Here is a 14,839-nt window from a genome sequence, read left to right as displayed (position 1 = left end):
TACACTGCTGCCATCAGGTGTGTTGTTTGTTAATAAATCGATATTTAACCGTAGATCCAGGGATTGAGTCATGAAAACGTTAGGCGAATTCATCGTTGAGAAACAGCTAGACTTCTCTCACGCCACCGGCGAATTAACTGCATTACTTTCAGCAATCAAACTCGGCGCGAAGATTATTCATCGCGATATCAACAAAGCAGGTCTGGTTGATATTTTAGGTGCCAGCGGTGTTTCCAATATTCAGGGCGAAGACCAGATGAAACTGGACTTGTTTGCCAATGAAAAATTAAAAGCGGCCCTAAAAGCGCGTGGCGAAGTTGCCGGTATCGCCTCCGAAGAAGAAGATGATATTGTTATCTTTGATGGTGGCCGGGCAGAAAATGCCAAATATGTCGTTCTGATGGATCCGCTGGATGGTTCTTCAAATATCGATGTGAATGTATCCGTCGGTACTATTTTCTCCATCTATCGCCGCATTACCCCATTTGGTACTCCGATTACCGAAGCTGACTTCCTGCAACCTGGCACTAAACAAGTTGCCGCAGGTTATGTCGTCTACGGTTCTTCAACGATGCTGGTCTATACCACAGGTTACGGTGTCCATACTTTCACTTATGATCCGTCGCTGGGCGTTTTCTGTTTATCCGGCGAAAAAGTGCGTTATCCCGCAACCGGTTGCATGTATTCCATCAACGAAGGGAACTACATTAAATTCCCATTGGGTGTGAAGAAATACATCAAGTACTGCCAGGAGCAAGACGAAGCCACCAAGCGCCCGTATACCTCACGCTACATTGGTTCACTGGTTGCCGACTTCCATCGTAACTTGTTGAAAGGCGGTATTTATATTTACCCAAGCACCGCTAGCCACCCACAAGGGAAACTGCGTTTACTGTACGAATGCAACCCTATGGCCTTCTTGGCAGAACAAGCCGGTGGTAAGGCGACGGATGGGGTGAACCGCATTTTGGATATCGTGCCAGAGAAACTGCATCAGCGCGCACCTTTCTTTGTCGGTACCAAATCCATGGTGGAAGATGCGGAAGGTTTTATTGCCAAATTCCCGGATGAAGAAGCCAAGTAATTTGGGTAAATACAGTTAAAAAAGAGAGCAGCGGCCCCTAAGCCGCTGCTTTTTTATGCTCCAACCGCCAACTCATGATTGTGCAATTTAAACACTGCCATGCTGGCTGACAATGCATTGGCTTGCTCTTCTAATGATCGCGTCGCTGCGGCGGCCTGTTCAACCAATGCGGCGTTCTGCTGGGCAACCTGATCCATTTGCGCAATAGCTACATTCACTTGCTCAATACCGCTACTTTGTTCATAACTTGCGGCTGAGATCTCACGCATCAATGCCGTTACTCGGCTAACTTCATCTGCGATCTCATGCATGGTTTTCCCTGCCGATTCGGCCATGTCTGCGCCCTCCTTCACCCGACTTTGCGACTCAACAATCAGATCTTTGATCTCTTTCGCCGACTGCGCACTGCGTTGTGCCAGATTACGTACCTCACCCGCAACCACAGCAAAACCACGCCCCTGTTCACCGGCTCTGGCGGCCTCAACCGCAGCGTTAAGTGCCAGAATATTAGTCTGAAACGCAATGCCATCAATTACGGCAATAATATCGGAGATACGGCGCGAACTAGTGGTAATTGCCTGCATCTTATCAACCACATGACTCACGGCCTCACTGCCCTTATTGGCAATATCCGATACACTCATCGCCAAACGATTAGCCTGATCCGAGTTTTCAGCATTCATTTTTACGGTTGAGGTCAACTGCTCCATGCTGGCCGCAGTCTGTTCCAAAGAAGACGCCGACTCCTCTGTACGTTCAGCCAAATGACTGTTACCGACAGCTAATTCCCGCGAGCCAATACCAATCTGCCCACCCACATCCCGTACATTACTCACTGACGCCACCAGCGATTGCTGCATCGTCTGTAACGCCTTTGCCAATCGGGCCAATTCAGTGTTGCCCTCACTATTGATACTGTGAGTTAAATCACCAGCAGCTATATATTCCAACTGATGAATTGATTGCACCAACGGCTGCAAAATAATGTATTTGAGCGCAAACCATGCCAGTACCGCAGAGATCAACGTGATCACCCCTGCAGCTATAATGATCGTCAGTTTAATTTTGGCGGCATTGTTTGCGTTGGCGATTTGCAATTGACCAGCGTCCAGTGCATAGCTGCGAAAAGCAGTGACATCATTGTTAAAGGCTTTACTAATGTCGGTAATACTCTTTTCCAATACAGCGTAATACTCGTCAGCATACCCCGCCTTGATCGCGGTCAGCATGGGTATTACGCCCTTATCAATATAATTTTTATAACTTTTCTGGATATTTATCGCCAATCCCTGCCCGTCTCCCCGGTCAGATACCGCACTGACAAAACGTGCCATCTCTTTTTGCGATAATGCTAGTGAACCTTCAGCCTGTTTTGCCGTTTGTAATGATTCCTCAATCAGACCAATTTCTAACTGATGGATCGCCAGAGCTGCTTCAGTTCTGGCGCTTAACGTGGCATTAAAGCTATTAGATAGAGACCCAGCTCCTCCCCCTGGATTTGATTTATTATTTGCAACGAGCGCGAACTTTCCTGAATTGAATTAATCCCGATAACACTGACAACTAATAAAATCAACGACATAAAGCTTAGCTGGGCAATAAGCCCATTCTTAATGGTAATCTTTTTTAACATCGGTTTTTTTCCGGTTATGTGCAAATGGTTAAGATTACAAAGCGTTAGCATTACAGCGGACGGTCTTATTGTTTGATTAAGTTATCGGCTATACAGATGTCAGCTTGAACTCTCACCGGAAAAACAGCTCAAAATAGATACATTTAGCGAATGACGGGATTTTATCTCACTGAAATGGCCCTCACTCAGGCAATCTCACCGCTATCTGACAGTGAAAAGGGCGGGAATTCACAAAAGAGTTGGCTATAATAGCCAGCACTCCATTTCTGGTTTGATAAAAGGAAACCGACATGAGCTTGAACCAAGTACCCGCAGGTAAAGACCTGCCAGAAGATATCTATGTAGTGATCGAAATCCCTGCGAATGCGGATCCGATCAAATATGAAATCGATAAAGAGACTGGCTCGCTGTTTGTAGACCGCTTCATGTCTACTGCCATGTTCTATCCATGTAACTACGGTTATATCAACAACACCCTGTCATTAGATGGCGACCCGGTTGATGTACTAGTGCCAACACCGTATCCGTTGCAACCAGGTTCCGTGATTCGTTGCCGTCCGGTTGGCGTGTTAAAAATGACTGACGAAGCGGGCGAAGATGCCAAGCTGGTTGCGGTTCCACACAGCAAACTGACCAAAGAATACGACCACGTTAAAGATGTAAATGATCTGCCAGAACTGCTGAAAGCGCAGATTAAACATTTCTTTGAACATTACAAAGACTTGGAAACAGGCAAGTGGGTGAAAGTGGATGGTTGGGAAGATGCCGCCGCAGCTAAAGCCGAGATCCTGGCCTCTTTCGAACGTGCGAAGAAGTAATTTCCCGTTTCGCATGCCAAAAAGCGCCTCTTGAGGATGCTTTAAGCGCGAAACGTAAAAACACCGCCCTGTGAGCGGTGTTTTTTTTTGCTAATAACAGCTTAATTTTATGGCTTGTCGCTCTCTTCATGGCGTTTTAGCCAGTCGCCACTGTAGATACGTGGCACACCTTCGAGCGGTAAGCGATAAAGGTATATCCACGCGCTACCATAAGGCGTCTGAATCAGCTCGCGTCGGTAATCCTTAGTATTACTTTTAAGTTCATCTAACTCATTCATAATAGATGAGTTAATCCGATAAACCTCACAATGCACAGTGCCGTCTCCGGGGATAACCGCCGGATAATGACCTAAGTTGTACATATCAAAGCCTTCAAGGTCATGTTCACCCAACCACTGGGCGTCCGTCATCCAATGACTATTACCTTGCTTGCGCCGTAAACTACCGTAGACAATAATTCGCATGGTTAGAACTCAAACTGATAAAGCACATCTAATGCCTGATCAATACCAGACACCGCTTCCAGATACAACCTTGGCATCAATCGATAACGTAATGTTAACGTCGCCAGCGAGTCAAATATACCCACACCGTATTTTACTTGCAGGTCTTTAGTGACATAACCACTTACCACGACTTGTGAGCTATCACCGACTCCCTGCGTATCTAGTGCCAGATTACTGACACCAAATGCCTCGCCGATTTTACCCACAAGTTTACCGCTCTGCGCAACCCCCATGCCAATAAGCATTGAGGTCATCATGCCACTGTCAGCCCCCGAATTACTCAACCCCTGACCACGCAACAGGTATGATAACGCCTCCTGCTGTGACATAGCCGGATCCGAGAACACTTCTAGCCGTGGAGCATCAGCCATCCCGGTAACCCGCACACCAGCAGTAACACCGTCTGCCGTAGCATCTGGATTACGTATCGCTTCAATATTGAGTAGCGGTTGATCCGGCGGGCCGGAGAACAGCAATATCCCTTTATTGACAATTAAATCCTGACCATAAGCACGGAAGCTACCCGACGGAATATTAATTTGCCCGTTCAAGCCCAGCCCGCGCTGATCCTGGATCATTTTCAAATTACCTTGCAAACGGGCTTTCAAACCAAATGCATTCAGACGCACATCATTACCTACCCGAATCACCAGATTACTGTTGATTGGAATACTGGCCGTCCGTGGGGAGATAGGTTTCAGATCGTTATTGAGCATCACCTCATCTGATGAGACACCCACCGCATTTTCCGGCACTTCCTGCACCGTTATCCGCGCCCATGGAATATCAACCGAACCATTGAGGGTGAACAACTGCGGTGTCGCTTCAAAAACAATGTCCGGTGAAACATCAATCCGTACCATTGGTGGGATCGTAACCCGCAACTTATTGCCTTTTGCGGCGATTCGGGCACGCCAGGCATTGATATCACGCCAATCGGCATCACCGGAGAGATTGAGCTGCCCTTGAGAAGTCCGAATTAACCCCTCCAATGTTGAGGTCATACCGTCGAAGTTCATCACCAGACGCCCTTCGGTAATATCAAATGGCATCCAGCTACCATCAACATCGACATTATCCAGCGCCAAACGACCAAAGACTAGCGGGCTCTTCGCATTCCCCCCTAAACGCAGATTGGCGTTTAATGTGCCAGCGGCTTTTTCACCATCACTCAGTATCGGGTTAATCATTGCCAAAGAAATATTACTGATAGCAATGTTACCGGACAAATTGCGCCGCCCTTGTGGATCAGCAACCTGAACCTGCCCGGAGAACTGGCCGTTATTCACCAGTTTAATCAACCAATCAGCCCGCACTTGCCCATTGGTTAGGCCACCATTGAGATTCAGCGTTTCAAAAGCAATCGGTAACGGGTTACCTTGCACTACTTGCTGCACTTTAACCCCATTGCCACTGAGCGATACCCGTACATCTGGCAGGTTACCACCGGCCGTCCAACTGACATCGGCCCGGCCAGTGAACACGCCACTCATGGTGGTATCCGGCCCAAGGAATGGTTTTATCATCGCTAAATCAAAGCGATTGAGAACCACACTCGCCTGCCCACTAGGGCCAGCTTCAATGGCCCGAGGAACACAAAGTTCTGCATTTGGGTTAAGCCAACAGTGGGGTCCGATGGTGACCCGCTGTAAGCTATTTTGGTAATCCAATGCCATCGCACGGCTTAAACGCCATTCACCTACCGGCGTATCGAAACGCGTGTTATTAAGCGAACCGCGCCAACGTTCTTGTTGGCGATCGAAGCTCCCATCCAGCGCCAACTGACCGGAAACTGGTTCCCCTTGTATATTCAGGCGCACCTGATGCTGTTTTTCGCTACCTCGGGCATCTAGCGTCAATAAACTTACAACCAACTCCGCTTGCTTGAGTTGCTCAACCCTAACGGCCAACTGACCCTGAATCTGATCCGTGGAGCGAACGTCGCCATCAATCTTAATCCGGTTAATGGTCAGTTCCTGCCATTGCAGGCGGCTGGCGGTGAGGTCCACTAGCAGTTGTGGTGCTGTAAGGTTGCCGCGCAATTTCAGCGCCCCTTTCATCACGCCTCCCAATCCCGGTAACGCACCATCAAGTTGTGGCGCATCCACAGTGGCATCGAGCTGCCAGGTGTCACTAAGGTTGCCTCTCACATCTAACCTATTACGGCCCAATGCCAGATTAATGCCCGGAATATGCCACTGGCCTGCCGCATTCCCTGTCAGGGAGCCACGGGCCGTCACACGGTTTTGTTTCACATTCCCGTCCAGTGCCAGCTCCGGTACTTGTAATTGCCAACTACCACCGTGGATACTGCCACGGGTGACAATTCTACCATCCAGTTTTGCTGGCCACTCCGGCCACTGCTTCGCGGTGTTAATACCCGATAAGGTTAATACCGAGTTCCAACTGATTGCTTTACTCCAATCCACTACGCCAGTCAGGTCAGTGTTACCTTGCAATGCCGCCAGACGTAAACGGGTCAGATTGAATTGCTCAACACTCCCTTTACCGTCAAGAGTGAACACTGCCGGTGGCAGGTCAGTGCCTTTAAAATCAGAACGGATCGAGAGTGCGTAATCTGTCGCCTGCCCATTGAGGCGCATTCGAAGATTATTAATTTGATATTGAGGTTCGCCACTCAACGGCCAACGCAGTTGCTTGCTTTGTAGAGTTAACGCCAGTGGCAAACCAGCCTGTGCCAGCGCAGTTTCTGCATCCAGTTGCGCGCTCACCGGGCCTGACAGATTGAGTGCCACGTTGAGTTTTTCACGCAGCGCACCACCGACAGTTAATTTTACTTTTTCGCCTTTCAACGGCTCAATGTTCAGCGCACTATTGATGACCATACTCACTGGCCACTTATCGGCCAGCGTGGCGTCACCCTGTGCTGACAGCCCACCCTGTGGCGATTTAATCTCCAGCTTATCCAGTGTTATTTGGTTTTGTTGCGTGCTGGCTTGCAGCAAAAGACTACTGATAAGTACGTCGGTATCACCTGTAAGCCGGAGTTGTTGCCCTGAGATCTCTTTAATCTGTAAATCCAGCGGCAAACGGAAGTCCGGCAATTCTGGCAGTAACGGTTTAGCAAACAGCGCTTTTAACGTTTCACCTAGCGGAGCTTCCTGCTCTGATGGCGCGGCTGCCTGTTGCTCAACCGCTTCTTTTACCGCGATAGCCGTTTCAACCGCAGGTTTAGCCGCATCCGGCACCATCGCTGGCACCGTTTTTGGTAAAGCTATCAATAACCCACTGATTTTGGTCGGCATTAGTGCCAGTGCGCGCTGTTGCCAATGTGCTCCAGTGCGGAATTCATCCAGTGAAATCGCGGTGTCATCAATAGTGACTTTGACATTATTCAGCGACAGCATACGCAATGTAATGGGGTACGGAGTACTAAGTTCCCCCATCGGTTCACTACTGGCAGGAGCAGGGGCCGCAGGCGGCATGGCGTTGGTATCCACCACCACATCAATATCTTGTGCCGTCAGGGCATTAATGCACAACTCACTGCGTTTTAGACAAGAGAGCTGTAATGAAAGATGGAACTGCCCTGCTTTAACAGTGACACCCGGCATTTGATATTGAATGCCTTTTAAGGTGAGGTCACGCCACCCCCCACTGACACTGGCGATATCCAGCCCGGGAACCCAACGTGCGGCACTGTTTATCACAAAATGTAGACCACTGGTGGTGCCCAACAAACCCGCCAAAGCCCCGACCAGCAGCAGGATAATGAGCAGAAATGCGATACTGAGTCTCTTTATCCACCTCCCTCCCTTTACCAACATCATAGTTCAGGCCCCAAACCGATATAAAATTGCACGCCACGTGCTTCGTTGTCACCAATAGGTTTGGCGATGTCTAGCTTGATCGGACCGACCGGAGAAGCCCAACGGACCCCAACCCCGGCGCCAGTTTTGAAATCGCTCTTGCGAATATCGTTAACCGCTTCACCCGAGTCGACAAATACAGCCCCCCACCATCTTCCGGTAACGTTATATTGATACTCAAGCGTACCGGTTGCCAGTTTAGAGGCACCGGTTAATTTACCTTCGCTATCGCGTGGGGAAATATCACGGAATTTATAGCCACGAATACTGCGATCCCCACCGGCGAAGAAACGCAGTGACGGCGGTACCCGGTCGAAATCATTGGTTTCAATCCAGCCTAAGTTACCCCGAACGACAAAACGGTTCTTCTCACCCAAAGTACGAATCCACACGTTTTGCGCTTGGAATATGGCGAAATCGACATCTGACCCCCATGTGGTATCAGACACATCAATAGAATAATTCTGACTATCCCCCCACACCGGCATAGCACCGCCGCGCTGACGGGTACGGCTGATGTTCACCCCCGGATACAGCAACATGGTGGTATCAGTGACACTACCTTGAGTAAAGTGATCCAAACTCCAACGCAGGTTAACTGAGCGCTTCCAACCACTGGACAAATCCCAGAAACGGGCAACGTTCAGGGTGGTGGTGTCAGATTTTGTATCATTCAGATCGGTGCGTTTGAACCCACCCTGTAACAGGTAATACTGTTCCAGCGGGTTTTTTAACAGTGGGATTCGATAGCTGAAATCCAGCGTCTGTTCGGGCGCGGAAAGTGTAGTACTGGTGGTTAGACTATGCCCGTAGGAGTTCATCCACGGCTTACGCCAACTGGCCGTCAGACGTGGACCGACATCGGTCGCATAACCGCCCCCCAATTCAACCGTATTTTCGGTACGTGGAGTGACGACCGCATCCAGTGGCAGGACTTTGGTTTTTCTCGCGTCGCGAAAATCCGGTGAAACCACCACCGAGTTAAACCAGTTAGTCGCAGCCAGACGGCGGTTCAATTCGGCCAGTTCATCAGAAGTATAAAACTCACCTTCATGAAAGGGCACCAAATTTTGCAGAAAATCCTCACGGATTTGCGAGCCTTGGAAGGCTACTTTACCAAACCGGTAGCGCTCGCCACTGTCAAAATCAATATCCCAAAAAGCTTTGCGCAACTCAGCGGCAACACCCAACTGGCTTTTGATCATATTGGCGTCAAAATAACCACGGCGTAACGCTAAGCCCGTCAGTGAACTTTTGAAATTATCAAAATCACCATGATTGAGGACTGAGCCAATTTTAGGGGTATCGCGGCGTACCAATGATAGATAATCAGGATCAGTTTTCGCCCCACCTTGCAGCACAATATCAACACCAGCAATCAAAACCGGTTCACCAGGAATCACTTTGGCAATTAAAACGGAACGTGCAGGTGCCGGGCGCGGCTGCAAATCAAAGGTGATGGTGGGGTCGTAATAACCTAACGCGCGTAGCCCCTGACGAATGGCGTCATCCACCCTTGAGCGGAAACGGCCATCGGACGTCACTTCATCCGTACCAATTGTTGATAAACGCGCCCTGACGTTTCTCTCTAAATCCCCGCTAAGACCTTCGACCTGCAACCGCACATTGGCAGCGTAGGCAAGAGGTGTGGCGAGCAATACGCACAAAAAACACAAAATAGGGTATCGTGGCACGCGTACTCCTAATTAATTTTATACCTGCCATCTTCCAAATTGCAGGTGTATTGGCAACTCTCATTACTCGACCTGACCTCTGCAAGCAGCATTTAAATCTGCTCCCAGCAGATTTGTCATCCGAATCACTTACCCTATAAGCTCATCAGGGTTCTCTCCCTTGCCGCTTTACCGCATCTTGAAACCTATTGGGTATATTTTCCTGTAAAAACGATCTGACGGACTTTTTATCACTTACGCAATCATTCCGCACTTAAAGACCGATTTAAACCTGTTATCCCTAAAACTCCACCTTAAGCCGATACATTAACGCAGAATGGCTCTTATTGTGTGCAAACTCGCAATCAGATACAACTGTCTATACCTATTCACTGTAAACATCTTGTTATTAATTTACTGTAAACTTCAAATTCACTGTAAACATTGGAGCCTATTTTGGTGCAAAATTTTGACAAAACTGCCGTCATTGATGCGGCGAATGCCTTACCCGGGCGAATCACACCAATGCCAGTCGCAACTCTCCATGTGGTGAATGGGCATTCCATGACACATATCCCTGACGGAATGGAGATCGCTATCTTCGCCATGGGTTGCTTCTGGGGGGTTGAGCGCCTGTTCTGGCAACTGCCTGGCGTCTACAGTACTGCCGCAGGTTATTGCGGTGGCTACACACCAAACCCAACCTATCATGAAGTTTGTAGTGGCCGCACAGCCCATGCAGAAGTGGTTCGTGTTGTCTTTGATCCGGCCATCATCAGCTATAAGCAACTATTGCAGATTTTCTGGGAAAATCACGATCCCGCCCAAGGAATGCGTCAAGGCGGAGATGTCGGAACACAATATCGTTCAGCCATTTACGTTTTGACACCTGAGCAGCAAGTGCAAGCTAACGAGAGCAAAGCCTTGTTCCAGCAAGCCATGGAGCAAGCGGCTGATCGCCGGTTGATTACCAGTGAAGTGGCGGTTGCACTACCGTTTTACTATGCAGAGGATGACCACCAGCAATATTTGCACAAAAATCCACATGGATATTGTAACCTTGGCGGTATTGGCGTGTGTATGCCGCCTGATTTGTAAGGTTGCCCACGCTCTTATCGCTGCGATTATCCCCAAATTGCGTAGAGTTGCAGGTTGGCAGCAAGGGAATGACAAATCGCTTGGAATGCGGTTTGAACAGCATTTATGCTAGCCCACAGGGGGATTTCAAGCATGGCCGGAGTAATGAACCTAGCTAACTCCGCTGCAACTTAAAGTAAGACGGGTTATACTATTCGGGCTGTTCACTCGGCCCGATGGCGGCTTTCTGCCGTTATCTTAAATTTAAACAGTATTTTTTAATTCAAACAAATGTATGGCCTTCCTTACGATCGCCGGCGCGATTGTCGGTACGACACGGACAGATTATGTTAAACAGTATTTTACTGATTCTTTTTTTAATTGCGGTGAGTGCCTTCTTCTCATTATCAGAGATTTCACTGGCAGCTTCGCGCAAAATTAAACTAAAACTTCTGGCAGATGAAGGCGATATCAACGCCTTGCGGGTACTTAAATTACAAGAGACTCCGGGGATTTTCTTCACTGTGGTCCAGATTGGCTTGAATGCCGTCGCCATTCTGGGGGGTATCGTCGGTGATGCTGCGTTTTCCCCCTCCTTTAAATTGGTGTTTGAACGCTTCATGTCACCAGAGCTTGCCGACCAGGTGAGTTTCATTTGCTCGTTTGTTCTGGTCACCAGTTTATTTATTCTTTTTGCCGACTTAACCCCGAAACGCATCGGTATGATTTCACCTGAAGCGGTTGCCGTTCGGATCGTCAACCCGATGCGCTTCTGTCTGATGATTTGTCGCCCACTAGTTTGGTTCTTCAATGGGATGGCGAATCTAATCTTCCGACTATTCAAGCTGCCAATGGTACGCAATGATGACATCACATCAGATGATATCTATGCCGTCGTGGAAGCAGGTGCATTAGCCGGGGTGTTACGTAAACAAGAGCATGAATTGATCGAAAACGTCTTTGAACTGGAGTCACGTACTGTTCCTTCGTCGATGACGTCACGTGAAAGTGTGATTTATTTTGATCTGCGGGAAAGCGAAGACAGCATAAAAGAGAAGATTTCGACCCACCCACACTCTAAATTCTTGGTATGTGATGGTCATATCGATCAAGTTGTGGGTTATGTCGACTCTAAAGACTTGCTGAACCGGGTATTAGGTAACCAGAGTCTGGTACTGAGCAGTGGCGTGCAAATTCGCTCAGCCCTGATTGTGCCAGACACATTGACACTCTCCGAGGCGCTGGAGAGCTTTAAAACCGCCGGTGAAGACTTTGCCGTTATCCTCAACGAATACGCCCTGGTGGTTGGTATCATTACCCTGAATGACGTGATGACCACGCTGATGGGGGATTTGGTCGGTCAGGGGCAGGAAGAGCAAATTGTTGCTCGTGATGAAAGTTCATGGCTGATTGAGGGCGGTACCCCGATTGAAGATGTAATGCGAGTGCTGCATATCGATGAGTTCCCGCAGTCTGGCAATTATGAAACCATCGGCGGCTTTATGATGTATATGCTGCGCAAAATTCCCAAACGCACGGATTTCGTCAAATATGCCGGCTACAAGTTTGAAGTAGTCGATATCGATAGCTACAAAATCGATCAGCTACTGGTGACTAAACTCAGTGACCTACCAGCCCCAATACTGCCAAAAGCCCCACACGAAAGCAGTGATGCCTAATGAAAGTTTAAATCAGTCATTATTTAAAACATTAGCGGCCCCACAATAGGGGCCGCAATTAATTCTGTTCAGACTAATGTCATACCCAAAGCAATTATGTAAGAAGGGTATCAGCCTGCAAACGCATCACCTGACGATTAACCTCTGACATCACCTCAAAGTGGCGTTTATCCCTAACTTTCGGGATTAAAATCTTACCTTTGTCAAACTCAAAAGCCCCCATATCTTTGATATATAACCTCCCTCGGAAAAGCGTTTTGACATACATCGCCACTTTAGCCGGATTGTAACGTTGGAAGATCCTCATTTTTTTACTTTCCTCCCATGACATCAATACGCTCCCTCTGGTGCCTTAGCGACCAAGATCACAGGTAACGTAATATAATTGCAGAGTAATAGACCTAGAGTATGGGCTTTAGTTCCGCCAAAACCAGTCATTACTGCTGGATTTACACAAAATTACAGGGTCATATAGATAAAATGAGACTTAATTACAGAATAACCATCTAGTCAGTGTCAGAAATAAATACTGTAGAGAAACAGGACAGACCTCTGATCTGCACCTATTATTGGAAAACTGATGCCCAATAGGTTTCAAGATGCTGGCAAGCGGCAAACACAATCTGCCAACACAGCTGCAATTTGAAAGACTACGGGTAGACCTGCATGCAGGACTTAGTACCCGACATTACCCATAAGATCCCACAAGGACATGCCATGATAAAAAATAGCCTGCTGATACTGTCACTACTACTCACACCACTAATGGCCTGCGCTCACTCCCTACAAATCAACCAGCGGGTACCGCCGGTGGGTGTCAGCGATAAAGGCGAATTAAATTATGATAAAGCTACTGATCAGTTTAGCTACAAAAACTGGAATAGCTCGCAACTGCCCGGCAAAGTGCGGGTGATCCAACATATTGCTGGCCGCACCTCGGCAAAAGAGCTGAATGCCCCGTTAGTGGAAGCCATTAAGCACGCTAATCTGCCACACGAACATTACCAAACGACGACAATCGTCAATACTGATGACGCCATCATCGGCACGGCAGTGTTTGTGCGTAACAGCATTGAAAGTAATAAACGCGACTTTCCCTGGTCACAATTTGTGGTCGATAGCGACGGGAATGTCAAAAAGGCCTGGGGTTTAGCGGAAAAGGGCTCGGCGATTGTGGTATTGGACCCACAAGGGAATGTGAGATTTGCCAAAGATGGCGCATTGACACCGGAGGAAGTACAGCAGGTGATCGATCAATTGCACCAACTGGTGAAACAGTAATCTCCCCTTAAGGTTTGAAGCTGCAGGGAATTCGCTGCGGGCACTCACCCGAATCATATGATTCGTTTGCGTGCCACCTCCCTGCAACGCCACACTCTTTGGCTATGTGGTTAGAATAAAGACACTCTAAAGCCGGGGTTCAGGAAAGATTCACGTGGGGTATAAGAGAGTGGTTTACCCTGCCAATCGTGAACCAGTGCTCCGGCAGCAATGGCTACTGCATGCCCGGCGGCAGTATCCCATACATTAGTAGGCCCAAAGCGCGGGTACAGTTGCGCCTTCCCTTCCGCCACCAGACAAAACTTGAGTGACGAACCGACTGATATAGTCTGGTGTTCACCTAATTGCGACAAATAATCTTCCAATTCAGCATCACTGTGAGAGCGACTGACTACCACTAACGGCGGTAGTGCAGCACGCACCTGAATCTGCATGCGCCTGCCACACTCCTCTTTCCACGCCTGGCCGTTTTCAGCGCTGTACATCACTTCAGTCACTGGGGTATATACCACGCCAAGCACCGGTACTCCTTGGTCAATCAACGCGATATTAACGGTAAACTCGCCATTCCGATGTAGAAACTCTTTAGTACCGTCCAGCGGATCAACCAGCCAGTAGCGCTGCCAGTGTTGACGTACCGCCCAAACCGGCGGATCTTCTTCAGATAACAGTGGGATATCGGGAGTCAGTGCCGCCAATCCGGCTTTGATAATCTGGTGAGCGGCAAGATCAGCCGCTGTCACTGGCGAATCATCTTTCTTATGGGCCACATCAAGGGGTTTATCCCCCTGATAGACCGCCATAATCGCCACGCCTGCCTCGCGGGCCAACTGGCAAATTTGCTCTAACATCATCCACCCCTTGGTATTATGAGTCATGCCGGATACTGATAATGGCTGTTTAAATCGATAGTGATTGTTTAAGCCAATAGTGATTGTTTAGACCAATAGTGGCTCGCGCTACTCGTTCGCCATATATACAGTTTAGAACGCAAACGTAAAAATTAATTATCTAAGCCCAATAGATTTCCAGATGAAGGCAACAAGTGCCACCAGCAGACCTGCAAGTTACAAGATAACGGGGATATGCCCTCAATCATCAGAGTTGCAGACTAATAAGATTCCTACCAAATAGCCATCAATGTCGGTAACTTCCAATAAAATCAGTGGGATTAACCTGCCACAACTGTGAACTTCTGCGCGTTATCCTAGGGCGTTTTCTGCCAAACTTCACACTTTGTTGTAGCAATTAAATAAAG

At 48.3% G+C, this 14,839-nt stretch carries 10 protein-coding genes and 1 pseudogene; 5 read left to right on the top strand and 6 right to left on the bottom strand.

The genetic code is table 11. The features are described 5' to 3' along the window. Positions 1 to 70: 70 nt before the first annotated feature. Positions 71 to 1,084, top strand: a complete 1,014-nt coding sequence (gene fbp / locus ACWJJO_RS02235; RefSeq protein ID WP_083160935.1) for a class 1 fructose-bisphosphatase — start codon at positions 71 to 73, stop codon at positions 1,082 to 1,084. 53 nt (positions 1,085 to 1,137) lie between these two features. Here the strand turns inward: fbp and ACWJJO_RS02230 are convergent. Beyond that, a pseudogene (locus ACWJJO_RS02230) lies at positions 1,138 to 2,717 on the bottom strand (methyl-accepting chemotaxis protein). Positions 2,718 to 3,007: 290 nt separating this feature from the next. Here ACWJJO_RS02230 and ppa point away from each other — a divergent pair. Beyond that, positions 3,008 to 3,535 (top strand): inorganic diphosphatase, encoded by a 528-nt coding sequence (gene ppa / locus ACWJJO_RS02225; protein WP_083160937.1) that lies wholly within the window; start codon positions 3,008 to 3,010, stop codon positions 3,533 to 3,535. Between the two features lie 107 nt (positions 3,536 to 3,642). On the opposite strand, the gene ACWJJO_RS02220 is transcribed toward ppa, so the two are convergent. The 3 genes from ACWJJO_RS02220 to tamA are packed head-to-tail and all read right to left on the bottom strand — an operon-like array spanning position 3,643 to position 9,565. Then, the gene (locus ACWJJO_RS02220) at positions 3,643 to 3,999 is read right to left on the bottom strand and encodes a gamma-glutamylcyclotransferase family protein (protein ID WP_083160939.1); all 357 of its coding nucleotides are present in this window, start codon (positions 3,997 to 3,999) and stop codon (positions 3,643 to 3,645) included. 2 nt (positions 4,000 to 4,001) lie between these two features. Further along, complete coding sequence (gene tamB / locus ACWJJO_RS02215) at positions 4,002 to 7,829, bottom strand: autotransporter assembly complex protein TamB (protein WP_153046290.1); 3,828 nt, start codon at positions 7,827 to 7,829, stop codon at positions 4,002 to 4,004. After that, positions 7,829 to 9,565: an autotransporter assembly complex protein TamA gene (gene tamA / locus ACWJJO_RS02210; protein WP_102970484.1), complete on the bottom strand. Its 1,737-nt coding sequence runs from the start codon at positions 9,563 to 9,565 to the stop codon at positions 7,829 to 7,831. Before tamA ends, tamB begins: the two co-directional genes overlap by 1 nt. Before the next feature lie 438 nt (positions 9,566 to 10,003). Here tamA and msrA point away from each other — a divergent pair, with 438 nt between their 5' ends. Both msrA and paeA read left to right on the top strand, forming a co-directional pair. Beyond that, positions 10,004 to 10,642 carry a peptide-methionine (S)-S-oxide reductase MsrA gene (msrA, locus tag ACWJJO_RS02205; RefSeq protein ID WP_102970485.1) on the top strand — a complete coding sequence of 213 codons (639 nt, stop codon included), beginning with the start codon at positions 10,004 to 10,006 and terminating at the stop codon, positions 10,640 to 10,642. Between the two features lie 326 nt (positions 10,643 to 10,968). Then, positions 10,969 to 12,300 (top strand): polyamine export protein PaeA, encoded by a 1,332-nt coding sequence (gene paeA / locus ACWJJO_RS02200; protein ID WP_083160941.1) that lies wholly within the window; start codon positions 10,969 to 10,971, stop codon positions 12,298 to 12,300. Between the two features lie 94 nt (positions 12,301 to 12,394). On the opposite strand, the gene ACWJJO_RS02195 is transcribed toward paeA, so the two are convergent. After that, positions 12,395 to 12,607 carry a DUF1107 domain-containing protein gene (locus tag ACWJJO_RS02195; RefSeq protein WP_032906682.1) on the bottom strand — a complete coding sequence of 71 codons (213 nt, stop codon included), beginning with the start codon at positions 12,605 to 12,607 and terminating at the stop codon, positions 12,395 to 12,397. Positions 12,608 to 13,017: 410 nt separating this feature from the next. Here ACWJJO_RS02195 and ACWJJO_RS02190 point away from each other — a divergent pair, with 410 nt between their 5' ends. After that, positions 13,018 to 13,581 (top strand): YtfJ family protein, encoded by a 564-nt coding sequence (locus tag ACWJJO_RS02190; protein ID WP_083160943.1) that lies wholly within the window; start codon positions 13,018 to 13,020, stop codon positions 13,579 to 13,581. 110 nt (positions 13,582 to 13,691) lie between these two features. Here the strand turns inward: ACWJJO_RS02190 and cysQ are convergent, their stop codons facing one another. Then, entirely contained in the window at positions 13,692 to 14,432 is a 741-nt protein-coding gene (cysQ, locus tag ACWJJO_RS02185; RefSeq protein ID WP_420072802.1) for a 3'(2'),5'-bisphosphate nucleotidase CysQ, read from the bottom strand. Positions 14,433 to 14,839 lie beyond the last annotated feature (407 nt).

The sequence above is a fragment of the Yersinia antarctica genome (assembly GCF_056636475.1).
The sequence above is the reverse complement of the archived record's forward strand: the minus strand, read 5'-3'. Positions and strand labels throughout refer to the sequence as shown.

Coding starts and splice junctions, on each gene's coding strand:
- fbp (WP_083160935.1), top strand. CDS start 71: ATGAAAACGTTAGGCGAATTCATCGTTGAGAAACAGCTAGACTTCTCT.
- ppa (WP_083160937.1), top strand. CDS start 3,008: ATGAGCTTGAACCAAGTACCCGCAGGTAAAGACCTGCCAGAAGATATC.
- ACWJJO_RS02220 (WP_083160939.1), bottom strand. CDS start 3,999: ATGCGAATTATTGTCTACGGTAGTTTACGGCGCAAGCAAGGTAATAGT.
- tamB (WP_153046290.1), bottom strand. CDS start 7,829: ATGTTGGTAAAGGGAGGGAGGTGGATAAAGAGACTCAGTATCGCATTT.
- paeA (WP_083160941.1), top strand. CDS start 10,969: ATGTTAAACAGTATTTTACTGATTCTTTTTTTAATTGCGGTGAGTGCC.
- ACWJJO_RS02195 (WP_032906682.1), bottom strand. CDS start 12,607: ATGAGGATCTTCCAACGTTACAATCCGGCTAAAGTGGCGATGTATGTC.
- ACWJJO_RS02190 (WP_083160943.1), top strand. CDS start 13,018: ATGATAAAAAATAGCCTGCTGATACTGTCACTACTACTCACACCACTA.
- cysQ (WP_420072802.1), bottom strand. CDS start 14,432: ATGTTAGAGCAAATTTGCCAGTTGGCCCGCGAGGCAGGCGTGGCGATT.